Raw genomic sequence first — 13007 nt, 5'->3', positions numbered from 1 at the left:
GTTATGAGGATTCTAGTTCGCAGTGCAAGGCAGATGAGTCTTGGGGGCTAATAGGGAGAGGGGACTCGCTTATTCGGAGTCAGGGTGAAGGTACTGGGAGCTGAAGATTAAGGGGGCGGCCCGGTTTGCGAGCTTCTGCAGGGTGTCGAGAAGCTCAGGGGTGAAGAGCTTCTCTCTTGGATCCCAAAGCAGGAGTGTTCCCAGGGTGATCCCTGAGTAGCGAATAGCAAACAAACCGACGGACTCAGCCTGGCTGACTTGTCTTAGCTCCCGGGAAAGATGGTTACTCCAAAAGCTGTGCCCGGTTTGAAAGCCTGTGGTTTCGGGAGCAAAATTTTTAGCCGGTTGCTCGCTTAAGATCTTCAGCAGCTCCCGGTGTGCTTCAAAGAGGGTCCGCTCTGTGCTGCTCTGCTCCGTGTCGGGTGCCTCTTCGGGATTAAGGATAAGAAATTGATCCATTGAGCCGGAGTAGTGATAGAGAGGATGATGACCTACAGCTTGTTTTTGTGCGAAGGCTACAGACTCAAAGCCGCAATACTTTTGGATGCCGTGGAGGAGGTATTCCATCATCTCAGAAAAGCGAGGGGCGGTTTGAGCATAACTGAGGATATTGTCGATGATATGTTGGTACATCCTTACCGGTACTCTTTGATTGCAAAAGATTATTAGACGAAGGATGCAGGGGTGATGCAAGTAAAAATCTTAGAAATCAATAGCTTGGATGCAATTGAGTCTCGGGGCGTCTGTTTTATGAGCTTTTCGCTATTAGTTATGCGCTCAATATTAAAGAATTAGGGCGGATGCTGGAAAGCTCCCTTCGATAACGGGTATGGGGGGCAGAAAATGCCTCGCTATCATCCAGCCAGAGATCCAATTTCAGTGGGTCACTGGTACGGGTTATATTTTTCCATCAGCCGACGCGATCTGGGCTCGGCATGCACCCGATTGAGGGCTCTTTGGAATTTTTGAACCAGCTTGTTATCCACATTGCTGTTAAAGGCGTAGCAGAACTGCTCGCTGCTCAGCTCCCACTTGACCTCAAAGCGGTGGGGATCCAGACCCATATCCTTGACCTTTTGCATCGCGATCAACTTGTTGGTGGAGATCATCTGCACCCTGTCGATCAGAAGTTGTTTGACAGAGTTTTCCAAGCGGTTTGAAACCTGGATCAGGGTGTCATCAAAACCATTATCAAACAGCAGTTGTTCACCAATATCGGAGCGAACGGCACTGATCTTATATTTCTTCGCTTCATTAAGGGTCTTAAGCTTGATCCCATCATCTTTTTTACCCAACAGCACTATCTCTGAGTAACCTATGTGGCAGGCCCACTTGAACAGCGGCTCACGAGCCTGGCTGCGAGCGGTGGCAAACAGCACGGTATTGGGTTTTTGCAAAAGCAGGTAATAACCCCGCGCCCAGGGAAGAACGCGGATCGGTTGCTCCTCGACCCCGAGTTTTTTCCACACCAGCTTGAGAAGTTCAACCGACAGTCCCTTGATCTTGCCATCTTCGGTGTAGTTAAAGGGTTTGTACTCCTCGGTCAGGTAGCTGAGTTTGCTGAAGTCGGGTTCATCTTGTGCCGATTGCACCATGAAAGGAAGACACAAGCCAAGGAGCAAAGATGACAGCAGTGGTATCCGCATGATGAGATCCCTTCGGTTGATACCTCTTTGATTCAAGATTAGAGGGGATCCTCACAGGCCGCCAATGTCAGGCGCTAATTAAGCGAGCTCTGCGAGATTGATATCCGCTGGAGCTAAAGCCGACTCAGAGCCTTTTTAGTTACTGGCGTGGAAAGGTCTGGATATCCTGGATCTGTCCATCATCGACTTTGAGTCGATAGAGTAACCGGCCATAGCCGAAATCATAGGTCCATAGCTCGTAGCTTTGCTCGATATTCTGGCTGGCATAGCAGCCGATCTCATTGCTGGTACATGGCACGAGCTGGCACTGGCCACTGGCATTACACTGCTTGCGGATATAGTTTGAGCCTTTGTTCGTCGTGACTTTTTCCTTACTGGCGGGTTGACCGCAAAACTCTAGCAACTGACTGGTAAGGGTTCCTTGTTTAATCACATGGCCGCTGCAACGAAAGGCCTGAGCGTGAAGACCAAAGCTCAATAGCAGGGCTAGCATAATGAGCAGGCGCATAGATACTCTCCTGTAAATTTCATAACTCCCGCTTGTAATAATTCTGTGGTACGGGAGCCGTGATTAATTAGTTACGTGGAAGGTCACGAATGGCTGTTACGACCCCATTGGTCAGGTGGAGCTGATGAATCATATGAGTTGAGCCATGATCATAGGTCCAGGTTTGGTTATTATCAGAGGCCGATACAGAAGCTGCTCCTGATTCCAATGGCGTACCGCAATACTCCAGAACCTTGGCTGCGGAGGTTCCCTCCTGAATTATTTTGCTCCCACAGCGCATAGAGGCGGCGGATACAGAGGCGCAAAACATTAGGGTTACCAGCATTGTAATCAATGTTTTCATCATCAGATCCTTGGCAGTGACAAGGGGCCCAGACCCCTTGAGATCAGGGTTTGCTATAAGTTTAGCCTTTGTTAAACCCTAATACATCCTGCATATCATAAACTCGCTGTGGCTGAGAGACTACCCAGCAGGCTGCACGCACCGCGCCTGCGGCAAAGGTCAGGCGATTACTGGCCTTATGAGAGATTTCGATCCGCTCACCCAGGGTGGCAAACAGCACCTTATGATCGCCTACTATGTCCCCGGCGCGGATGGTTGAAAAACCTATGGTCTTGGGGTCTCGCTCGCCGGTGATCCCCTCACGGCCGTAGACCGCATGTTGCTGAAGGTCACGGCCTAATGTTTTGGCAATCTCTTCGCCCATACTTAGCGCCGTCCCACTGGGAGCATCGATCTTAAATCTATGGTGGGCCTCGATGATCTCAATATCCGCTTCATCTCCCATCACGGCAGCGGCCTCTCGGAGCAAACGGAACAGCAGGTTAACCCCAATGCTGTAGTTGGAGGAGATCACCAGGGGGATCCGCTCGCTCAAAGCGTGTAAACGCTTTTTCTGCTCGCTGCTAAAGCCCGTAGTTCCGACAATCATAGGGACCTTGCTTTGTGCGGCGATCTCACCGTGGGCCAGGGTCGCCGAGGGCTCACTGAAATCTATGATCACATCCACTGAGTCGACAACACTTGCCAGGCTACTGACCACAGGCACCCCGAGCCGTTCCGGGCCGATCAGTTGCCCTGCATCCAGTCCCAGGACTTCGTTTCCCGGGGTTTCAATAGCCGCACCAATGACGGCATTGGTTGATTGATAGACAGCCTCCAGCAGGGCGCGCCCCATCCGTCCGGCACAACCGATAATACAGACTCGTGTCTTCTCCATCTTAATTCCTTAGACATACCCAGATGAGATTGATGGTAGCGAGTTGCACCACAAAACGAAAGAGAGAGTTGAGATTGTGCCCGGATCCAAAAGGCCAACGCAGCCAGAGAGCGACAAGCAAAGCTTGAGTTATGTGAACTATCCCAAGAATTTAAACTAAAGTGTTAATTTTCCAAAGAAACCTCTCAAACTGTATTAACCTTAAAGAGGAGAACAAAAATAATAATCACAGCGGACGAAGGTAGTTCAGGGATGTTTAATAATCGCCAATTCACGTTTGTTTCTTTGGTGATTGCGGTTCTGGCTTTGATTTGGTTGGTGTCGCGCAATCATCATGTGCAGCTGATCACCGCAGGGATCGCGGTATTCCTGTTTGGGATGTATTTTCTTGAGCAGGGGTTCTCTCAGCTCAGTAGCGAGCAATTAAAAGAGTATCTGCGACGTTTTACCAATACCATACCCCGAAGTTTATCTCTGGGGGTGATCACCACGGCCCTGGCGCAGTCCAGCTCACTCATATCCCTGCTCACCATCTCATTTCTCAGCGCCGGACTTTTGAGCCTTAAGGCGGGGATCGGCATCATCTTTGGTGCAAACCTTGGAACCACCACAGGGGCCTGGCTCATTGCGGCCCTGGGCCTGAAAATTAAGGTTGCGGCTTACGCCTTACCCCTGTTGGTCCCGGCGATCGTTCTCATCTCATTCAATCAAAGAACCATTCGTGGCTGTGGCTTTGTACTGGCCGGGGTGGGATTTCTGTTTCTTGGAATCGATTTTATCAAGGAGGGGTTTGAAAGTTTCAGCCAGACCATAGAGTTGGGTAAATATCACTTTCACGGGTGGAAGGGGTTATTGATCTTTATTCCCATCGGGATCCTGATCACCCTGGTATTGCAGTCGAGTCACGCAACCCTGCTGCTGACCATTGCCGCTCTGAGCACGGGACAGCTTAGCTATGTGAATGCACTGGCGGTGGCGATTGGCTCAAATCTTGGAACCACCATCACCGCGATTCTTGGCTCGATTCAGGCCCACCTGGAGGGAAAGCGGCTCGCGTTAGCCCACCTGGTGTTTAACCTCATCACTAGTGTTGTGGTGATCTCTCTCTTCTATCCCCTGTTGACCTTCAATAACATGCTGGCCGATCTGCTGCAGATTAACTCGGGTGATTACACCCTGAGACTGGCCCTTTTTCACTCCCTGTTCAATCTGCTGGGTGTGTTGCTGCTGGTGCCCTTTGTCGATCCCCTGATCCGTTTTATTCAGTGGGTCCTGCCCAGGCGTAAGACCCAGGATAACGTAATTCACGCACGTTATCTGACCAAGATGGCGGGCGGCACCTCGGCCTCAGCCCTGGAGTCTCTGGTTCGGGAGACGGCGCACCTGTTTCACCAGTTTCAGAAGATCACAGCCCGTGGGTTAGTGGGGGTGCCGCGCCATGCAATTTATTCGACCAAGCCGACCAATGAGGTGCTTCGCTCTGCGGATAATGTCTGGCCCTCGGTGAAACTTCTCTACTACCAGAGAGCCAAGACCCTGTTCGGCGAGATCCTGACCTTTGCTGCGACCTGCAAAGAGGGGATGAGTGAAAAGGATATAGAACGTATCGATCAGCTGGTCTCGGTTTGCCGGACCATAGTGGAGGTGATCCGGCTGGAGCGCAACATTCAGCATAATATGTCTTCGGCGATCCTGACCGGCGCACGGCCATTGCGTGATAAATACCATCAGCTTCAGGAGCGGTTAATTGGCTTACTGCGAGGGATGCATCACCTGCCTAAAGTTGGGGATCCTGAAGACCGGCAGCGCTGGGCAGAGGAGCAAAAAAAACGCTTACGCCATGATGCCAGTCAGGATCGGGATGATCTGGAGCTGCTGATCTTGAGTAACAGAGTCGATCCCCTGGTTGCCAGCTCTTTGATGAATGATTGTCAGACGATGCGTGAGATCCAGCGCCTGTTACTGAGGGTCGCCAAGGTGCTGCTGGTTGAGAATAGGGTCACGGATGCGATTCCCGAATTGGAAGCCAATGCCCTGTTTTTTGATTAAGCTGTCAGGCTGCTAACGGAGACGGTTCAGGTTATTCCCACCCGTGAACAAGATCATCGCCGCAGATGCTTCTGCTATGGTTATGGGAGAGGGAAGCAATAGGGTGATGGATCATGATGGGGCGGCTGTATCGATTGCTTTGGATTGGATTATTGATTGTCCTTGGAAATCTCCTGCCTGGCTTGGCCTCGGCAGAAACCATCACCATTTCGACCGGCGAGTTTCCTCCCCTAAACTCCGAACGCTTTAAGCTCAAGGGACTTGTCCCGGCGATTGTCTCTGAGTCATTTCGCTATGAGGGGGTAGAGGTTGACTACAAGTTTATGCCCTGGACTCAGGCTTACAATCAATCCCGCGATGGAATGGTAAGCGGGACGGCCCACTGGTATGAGTCCAAGGCTCGCCGCGAAGATCATCTCTATAGCGATCCTCTGATGAGTGAAACCATAGTCTGGTTCCATATGAAGGGGCACCCCCTGAACTGGAACAGCTTTAGCGATCTCAAGGGGGTACGGATTGCAGCCATCAATGGTTATACTTACAGTGCCGATTTTTATAAGGCGATTGAAGAGGGAGAGATTGATGTGCTGTTTGTCGACCGCCTCAAGCAGAGCTTCGATCTAATGTTGGCGGGTAAGATAGATGCAACCCTTGAGTCGATTGACGTCGGTTACTACTCGTTACGTCAGTGGTATCCCCAGTACACGGTTGATCTCTTTACCAATCACCCTAAGGCGGCGATGGTTCAGATGAGTTATCTGCTGCTCTCCAAGAAGGGGGCTAACGCTCAATCGCTACTGGATAAATTTAACCGAGGTCTTAAGAAACTCAAGGCCAGAGGTCGACTCAATCAGCTGATCTTTATGTCTCGCAGTGGTCAGCTAGAGCCAGAGCAGAGCAAAAAATAATCCCCAGGGCATAAAGCCTCAACCGGAAAATCCTAATTTGATTCTGGCGGTTTACTCAGTGGCGGCGCCGCGTATAATAGCCTGCCTATGGCAAAGAAAAAATCAAAATCAAAGGCGAGCGCCAGTACCATCGCCCTCAATAAAAAGGCGCGTCATGAGTACTTTATTGAAGAGACTTATGAGGCAGGCCTTGAGCTTCAGGGATGGGAAGTTAAGTCGCTGCGCGCCGGAAAAGGCAACATTAGTGACGCATATGTGATTTTGCGTCAGGGGCAGGCATTTTTGCTGGGAGGAACCTTTACCCCGCTGGATGCTGCATCTAGTCATGTGGTATGCGATCCCGAGAGAACCCGCAAACTCCTGATGCACCGTCGTGAAATCGATCGGATGCAGGGGCTGGTTGAGCGCCAGGGCTATACTCTGGTTGCTTTGGAGCTATACTGGAGTAAGGCATGGGTCAAACTCAAGATTGGCCTTGCCAAGGGTAAACAATCCCACGATAAGCGCACTTCCACTAAGGATAGGGAGTGGAAAGTACAAAAAGAACGCATGATGAAGAATAGTGTGCGTTAACACTGAGAAAAGATAACTTTTGTTATCTTTTCCCTTGATTTTAAGGCGATTTTCGTTAGTATATCGCCTGTCACTTGGGGCTGATTCAGGACTCGACGGAATTCACGAAACCCAAGGTGCATGCCGAGGTGCGGTTGGCCTCGTAAAAAAGCCGCAAACTAATAGTTGCAAACGAAGACAACTACGCTCTAGCAGCTTAATAACCTGCAAAGGCCCCTCTTCCCTAACTTGCCTGTGACTTAGGGGCTTTGAGGGTCATCCCTCACAGGATCGCGTGGATACCTTGCCTAGGGTCTGAAGCGTTAAATCGAATTAGGCTAGTCGGTCAGTAGCTTGCCCATCAGCAGCTTGCCGGCGAATGTCAAGATTGGGCTAAGCATGTAGTACCGAAGGCGTAGGTTTTTCGGACGGGGGTTCGACTCCCCCCAGCTCCACCACCTACAGACCTGACCAAGGTCGGAGAGGCCCGCAAGATTGAGCTCACGCTTGGTTTTGCGGGCTTTTTTATTACCAGAACGTCCGTAGAGATGTGCTGACATCCTACAATTTTGGGTACATGAATTGGTACACGGGTTCTGTGTACCTTTGCTGGAGAAAGTTATGGGCAGGACAACAAAACCGCTCACAACAACAGAGATTAAGGCCGCTAAGCCAAAGGACAAAGAGTATGTCCTGGTTGATGGCGAAGGTCTCCGCCTGCGTGTTCACCCAAACGGTAGCAAAAAATGGCTGTTCAATTATCAGCGCCCCTTCATAAAAAAGCGCACACAGATAGGGTTAGGCTCTTTTCCAGAAACATCATTGTCTGAAGCTAGAGAGTTCCGGCGAGAGTATAGGGTGCTTCTGGCTCAAGACGTTGATCCGAAAGAGCACCGAGATAGACAACGAAGGGAGGCGGAGGGAGCCCATCTAAATACCTTTCAGTATATCGCTTCGCTATGGTTTGAGGTGAAACGAGAGAGCCTCACTGAAGACTATGCTTTTGATGTGTGGAGCTCACTTGAAAATCATCTATTCCCAATGATTGGTGATGTTCCCATTCATAAAATCACAGCTCCCTTAGCTATCGAAGCTCTACAGCCATTAGCAAAGCAACGGAAGTTGGAGAGCGTGAAACGCCTTTGCCAGCGAGCTAATGAGGTGATGACGTATGCAGTTAATGCTGGCCTTATTCAAGCCAACCCTTTGATGGGGATCCGTTCGGTATTCAAATCACCGAAGAAAGAGCATCTGCCAACACTTAGGCCCGATGAATTGGGTGAGCTATTGAAGCGAGTCTCTGAATCCAAGTCACGGATTATTACTAAGGCCATGTTCGAGTGGCAGCTGCACACCATGTCTCGTCCGGGGGAGGCATCCACTGCCAGATGGGATGAACTAGACCTTGAACGCAATGTCTGGGTTATCCCGGCTAGCAAAATGAAGATGGGCAAGACACACACAATCCCTCTGACACCGCAGTGTTTAAAAATACTGGATACAGTACGCCCTATCAGTGGGCACACAGAGTGGATCTTTGTGTCGGACTCTGACCTAAACAAGCGCGCATCATCTGCAACGGTGAACAAGATGCTTAGGAAATGTGGTTACAAAAATAGACTGGTAGCGCATGGTTTGAGGTCCTTAGCAAGCACCGCTCTCAATGAATCAGGTCTATTCGACCCAGACCTTATCGAAGCAGCACTGAGTCACATGGACAAAAACGAAGTCAGGCGAGCTTATAATCGAGCTGATTACCTGAAGCGACGCCGGGCAATGATGGCATGGTGGAGTGACCACATCCAACAGTCGGGAGGACAGGCGCATGTCTATGGATGCATCTGAGCTGAGTAAGAGCCTCTGTACGTTAATGGTGGATGGTGCGGATCATGTAGAGGCAAGCAAATCTGCAAAAAAGGTTCTTAAGGAAACCTTTAAGGGTCAAGAGATTGAAGTGACTTATGAGCTAGAGCTCCTTTGTGACGTAATCACAAGGTTGGTTGCTTTTGGATCAACACAGAGTCTGTTATCAAAAATTTCGGAACGGCGTGCAATTGAACTTGAAGAAATGCTTGGGCTAGCCAAGAGTTATGAGGCTAGCACAAATCAGCTTAAAGAGAGCTGGGCACAATTGGCTGTGGAAATACACGGCTTAAAAAAAGAAAAAACCACACCGGAAAACCGCCAAAAGTGGGCCTCAAAGGCTGGTGCTGTTAGCGGGTTGAAGCGTAGTGCACAGGCGAAGCCTTTAGTCCAGAAAGCTCAAGAGATAGCTGCTCAGCTTCTTAGCGAGGATCCAACATTATCCCAACGTGAGATAGCTCAACGGATATATGAAAGCGGTGAGGTTCCTCGAAGTGTAGACTCTATTCGCAAATATATTGCTCAAGTTTTCATCGACTAAAAAATTTTTAGTCTAAATGGGTAGTTAACGTGGGCTGATAACTTTAACGCGTTCTTTATCCGTGCTTTAATGTTCCCACTATATTCCAATTGAAGCTGTTAGGTACTTAACATGAGCTATAGATTTGTCCGTCGCCCCGAAACTCTAAAAATGCTTGGCCTGAGTAACACGGTCCTCTATGGCAGGATAAATGATGGCCTTGTGCCACCCCCAGTGTCGCTCGGTGGGCGTTCAGTAGCGTGGGTGTCTACTGAGCTTGATGCTGTTATGGCAGCAATGGTTAATGGATCTAATCCAGACGAGTTGCGGAATTTGGTTAGAGAGCTGGTAGAGAGGCGCCAGGAGTTAGTGGCGTAGTGGGGATAGCAATCACAAGAGCTGTGTGGGAATCGAGTATCCCTATGCCAGAAAGGATTGTGGCCCTTTGCCTTGCTGATTTTTGCCGAGATGATGGCGCTTGTTGGCCGTCCATCGAAACGATAGCGAAGATGACCACGCAGTCCGAGAGCACTGTGAAGCGGTGTATCAAGCGACTCGTTGATGATGGCTGGCTAACCCGACGAAAAAGGGCTGGTAACTACAGTGATGGGCGTAAAAACCAGTCAAATCAGTATCAGTTCACCTCAAAAATAGTGGATAGCTCAACAGTGACCCATCCACCCAAGAGTGGACAGGTCAAATCGGACAAAAAACAGGGGAGTGGACAGGTCAAATCAGAGAGTGGACAGGTCAAATCGGACAAAAAACAGGGGAGTGGACAGGTCAACGGTGACCCCCGATCCGTTATTAGTAATGATCCATTATTAAGATCCAATACCAATCCATCTGAGTTGTTATCCACACAAAAAATAACCAAAACAGAGCTAACTCAAGTAGGGATGGCTCGCTTTGGTATACCTGGAGCCCTGCAATGAACCAGAGAGCGATGGAGATTTTGCGCATAGGTGACCTGAAGCCAACGAACGTGGTAGAGAGATGATTAGTCAGGCTCAACAGTTGCTCGAACAAATGGGGGAAACTCAACATTGAGAGGATCAAAGCATGACACGGTGGAAAAAGTGATCCAAAATACTTGGAAATCACCCATATCTGATAGCCACCCGCTCTATCAGGAGTTCTGGCCAAACAATTGTAGGGAGTAGATGATAAACCGGGTGTTGGATTGCCTGAAGTGATAGTCGTAGGGAGCTTTCGTTGCTAAACATCTTTAAGAAAAACCGCTGTGCTGACTGTCATTTCTTTTGCCGGAATGAGCAGTGCGGACCGAATAGTTATTACAACCGACCGGTGCATGGGCGTACTCGGGACAATGTCAAAGCTCGCAAGCGGTCTGTCTTTCGGATCAGTGTTCGCCCTAATCCCCCTTACCTATGTGGCATGGGGGTCTGGTACTATGGGCGTCTTGAAGAATCGACCGATGAGAAAAAGGCTCTTGAAGTGGAGCGTCTTGTGTTCGATGTACCGCGCCGAAAGTGTTTCTATCTACCGTACATGCAGGGCACAGACTTTGAGGCCGGTAAGGAGCTACAGAAACGATGGGAGGATAGAGCCGAGCAGAGGGGGCTATTGGCCGCTCCTGGTTAGCTGTTCTCATCAGTGGCCTTGCTCTATTGGCATCAACCTGGTTCCACTTCAATCCTGGACACAAGGAAGTTAAATCTCTGCCCCAGGTACAAACCCAAGACAAAGGAACAGCACCAAAGAATGATATGGCCGATATCAGCGGGATGACTCAAAAATAAACAATCAAGCAAGCTATAACAATTAGCAGCACTTAAACAATAACGAGGTTCGTTGATGGAGTTAGATGATTTTGTGGATAAGGTTCTTGTGCAGGTTGCCCAGGGCGTCGAGCGAGCTCAGGCCACTTTGCGGGAGTCCGGTTCTAATGCCGTATTGAACTGCCCAGTGGAGCGTTCCAGTGGTAAGAACAGTGGTAGCAAGCTCACTTACCTGGGGGATAATACATACTCACTGGTTGAGAGTGTCGATTTTGATGTGGCTGTCACCACGCATGACGAAAGCGGAACCAAAGGCAGTGGAGGGATCAAGGTGCTCAAGATGCTGAATGCTGGGGTAGAGGCCAGCACTACGGCAACGAGTGGTACAGAATCGCGCGTCAGGTTCTCGGTTCCTATTTCGCTACCACAAAACCAGCTTCAAAATGATGCTACTACCGGCGTTCGTATGCCATCCTCTACTAAAACATATCATCACAGGTAGAGTGCTCCATTAACCTTTCCCAAACTCCCGCAACAGCATAGCGGTATTTCGTAATCATCCCCTGGTCTGACTTGCTCATGTGGGCCAGGAGCGTATCCAGAAGAGGATCGAGAGGGCAGAGCTCCGCTGTCTCTCCGGTACAAGTGAACCTGACAATGACTTTCCGCTTATCAAAGTGGAGCATCACTAAGCTAACCATGCGTCCCTCTCTGGTTGAACCCCAAACGGCTCTCAGTTTTTAAAGAGCGCAGATGCTATCACTGCGAACAGGTACAGTAAATCAGCAAACTTATCGAAATTGATCCTCCCACAGTGTTACACTTATTGAAAATGTAACGTAATCAATCAAACTATGAGCAACTTGGCAATCCTCGACACCGAAACCACGGGCCTGAATCCGGAAACAGATGAGCTGCTGGAGATAGCAATCTGTGACCAATTTGGAAACCCGATCCTCAATTCATTGGTTCGCCCGGTCAACAAAACCAAATGGCCGGAAGCACAAGCGATTCACGGTATCACTCCAGCTGATGTAGCGAGCGCTCCCACCCTGGGAGAGCTGGCCCCAAAGATCCGGGAGGCAGTAGCAGGCCGTACCATTGTTATCTACAACAGAAAGTTCGATGCGCCGTTCTTGGGATCCCTTCTGGATGGGGCCGAGGGTATTGAGTGCGCCATGATCCGATGGGCTGAGCACAATAACGAGTACCGCGAAAAGGACGGCAATCTGAAATGGCACAAGCTCACCAAGGCAGCAGAAGAGGCTGGCCATACTTGGGGAAAGGATGAGGCACACCGGGCGCTGGCCGATGCCAGGGCGACAGCTACCGTCTGGGCCTACCTTGACGGCCAACAGCTAAAACATAACAACAAGAGGCAAGGCGCATGACTGATAAGCCAAAGGACGGCAGAGGCGGGGCTCGCCCTGGAGCAGGACGTAAGGCTATCCGAGGGGAGACTACAGTAATGCGGATCCCCATGGCGTACCAGGGCACTATCAGGGAGCTTATCCGGCACTTGGATGAGACCGATGAGATAGACAATAACTATCAGCCCGTCGAGAGTGAGCCAGTGTTCCACCGGAGCCTGAAAGGTAAGCCGCAACACATAACATTCAAGACCAGCGGCATTGATAACGTAACGAAATCAAAGGGCAAATAGAAAATGACAGTTAAGAGACCTGTTCACCCAGGGGATAGGTTCGGGCGGCTGGTAGCCATCGCCGAGCCTAAAAGTATCAAAGGTGAGCTGTGGGTGGATCTTAAATGTGACTGCGGGGCTGTAGTCACCAAGAGAAAAGCATTCATCCTAATCGGCAAGACGAAAAGCTGCGGGTGCCTGCGTGCTGAACTACTGCCTGTAAGAGCAAGGGAGCAGGTTGGTTTCGGTGGCCAGTACCGAAGAGTGATTGTCCCTGTGGGGACCAAGTACGGTAGCCTCACTGCTCTGGAGTCTATCGAGGTTGAGTCTGGGCCATCTCTTACCAGGTTCCGCTGT

15 protein-coding genes and 1 other RNA gene are annotated in these 13007 nt (G+C 50.1%); 11 read left to right on the top strand and 5 right to left on the bottom strand.

The annotated features are described in order from the left end of the window. Positions 1-69 precede the first annotated feature (69 nt). From DB847_RS14040 to dapB, 5 genes are all read right to left on the bottom strand, one after another. Entirely contained in the window at positions 70-633 is a 564-nt protein-coding gene (locus DB847_RS14040) for a hypothetical protein (protein ID WP_108651264.1), read from the bottom strand. A 251-nt stretch (positions 634-884) separates the two neighbouring features. After that, complete coding sequence (locus DB847_RS14035; protein WP_108651263.1) at positions 885-1646, bottom strand: substrate-binding periplasmic protein; 762 nt, start codon at positions 1644-1646, stop codon at positions 885-887. A gap of 139 nt (positions 1647-1785) precedes the next feature. After that, on the bottom strand, positions 1786-2154 hold the full coding sequence (locus DB847_RS14030) for a DUF2845 domain-containing protein (protein WP_108651262.1): 369 nt from the start codon (positions 2152-2154) through the stop codon (positions 1786-1788). A 67-nt stretch (positions 2155-2221) separates the two neighbouring features. Next, the gene (locus DB847_RS14025; protein WP_159084631.1) at positions 2222-2497 is read right to left on the bottom strand and encodes a DUF2845 domain-containing protein; all 276 of its coding nucleotides are present in this window, start codon (positions 2495-2497) and stop codon (positions 2222-2224) included. Between the two features lie 61 nt (positions 2498-2558). Then, a complete protein-coding gene (gene dapB / locus DB847_RS14020; protein ID WP_108651260.1) occupies positions 2559-3374 on the bottom strand; it encodes a 4-hydroxy-tetrahydrodipicolinate reductase in 816 nt (271 codons plus the stop codon). Positions 3375-3626: 252 nt separating this feature from the next. Here dapB and DB847_RS14015 point away from each other — a divergent pair, with 252 nt between their 5' ends. From DB847_RS14015 to DB847_RS13960, 11 genes are all read left to right on the top strand, one after another. Then, positions 3627-5423 carry a Na/Pi cotransporter family protein gene (locus tag DB847_RS14015; RefSeq protein ID WP_108651259.1) on the top strand — a complete coding sequence of 599 codons (1797 nt, stop codon included), beginning with the start codon at positions 3627-3629 and terminating at the stop codon, positions 5421-5423. A gap of 113 nt (positions 5424-5536) precedes the next feature. Beyond that, complete coding sequence (locus tag DB847_RS14010; RefSeq protein WP_234418406.1) at positions 5537-6331, top strand: substrate-binding periplasmic protein; 795 nt, start codon at positions 5537-5539, stop codon at positions 6329-6331. A gap of 87 nt (positions 6332-6418) precedes the next feature. Next, on the top strand, positions 6419-6904 hold the full coding sequence (gene smpB, locus DB847_RS14005; RefSeq protein ID WP_108651257.1) for an SsrA-binding protein SmpB: 486 nt from the start codon (positions 6419-6421) through the stop codon (positions 6902-6904). A 76-nt stretch (positions 6905-6980) separates the two neighbouring features. Then, positions 6981-7341: a transfer-messenger RNA gene (gene ssrA, locus DB847_RS14000) on the top strand. A 163-nt stretch (positions 7342-7504) separates the two neighbouring features. Continuing rightward, on the top strand, positions 7505-8728 hold the full coding sequence (locus tag DB847_RS13995; RefSeq protein WP_108651256.1) for an integrase domain-containing protein: 1224 nt from the start codon (positions 7505-7507) through the stop codon (positions 8726-8728). Then, positions 8709-9287, top strand: coding sequence for a hypothetical protein (locus DB847_RS13990; protein WP_108651255.1), 579 nt, complete (start codon positions 8709-8711; stop codon positions 9285-9287). Before DB847_RS13995 ends, DB847_RS13990 begins: the two co-directional genes overlap by 20 nt. A 111-nt stretch (positions 9288-9398) precedes the next feature. Beyond that, entirely contained in the window at positions 9399-9644 is a 246-nt protein-coding gene (locus tag DB847_RS26675) for a helix-turn-helix transcriptional regulator (protein WP_108651254.1), read from the top strand. Beyond that, positions 9644-10201, top strand: coding sequence for a helix-turn-helix domain-containing protein (locus tag DB847_RS13980; RefSeq protein ID WP_159084630.1), 558 nt, complete (start codon positions 9644-9646; stop codon positions 10199-10201). Before DB847_RS26675 ends, DB847_RS13980 begins: the two co-directional genes overlap by 1 nt. Before the next feature lie 280 nt (positions 10202-10481). After that, positions 10482-10871, top strand: coding sequence for a hypothetical protein (locus DB847_RS24435; protein ID WP_159084629.1), 390 nt, complete (start codon positions 10482-10484; stop codon positions 10869-10871). A 213-nt stretch (positions 10872-11084) separates the two neighbouring features. Further along, positions 11085-11510: a hypothetical protein gene (locus tag DB847_RS13970; RefSeq protein ID WP_108651251.1), complete on the top strand. Its 426-nt coding sequence runs from the start codon at positions 11085-11087 to the stop codon at positions 11508-11510. Positions 11511-11862: 352 nt separating this feature from the next. Beyond that, a complete protein-coding gene (locus DB847_RS13960; protein WP_108651249.1) occupies positions 11863-12399 on the top strand; it encodes a 3'-5' exonuclease in 537 nt (178 codons plus the stop codon). The last annotated feature ends 608 nt before the right edge of the window (positions 12400-13007 follow it).

The sequence above is a fragment of the Dongshaea marina genome (genome assembly GCF_003072645.1).
GTDB lineage: Bacteria > Pseudomonadota > Gammaproteobacteria > Enterobacterales > Aeromonadaceae > Dongshaea > Dongshaea marina.
This window is presented reverse-complemented; position numbering and strand designations above follow the sequence as displayed.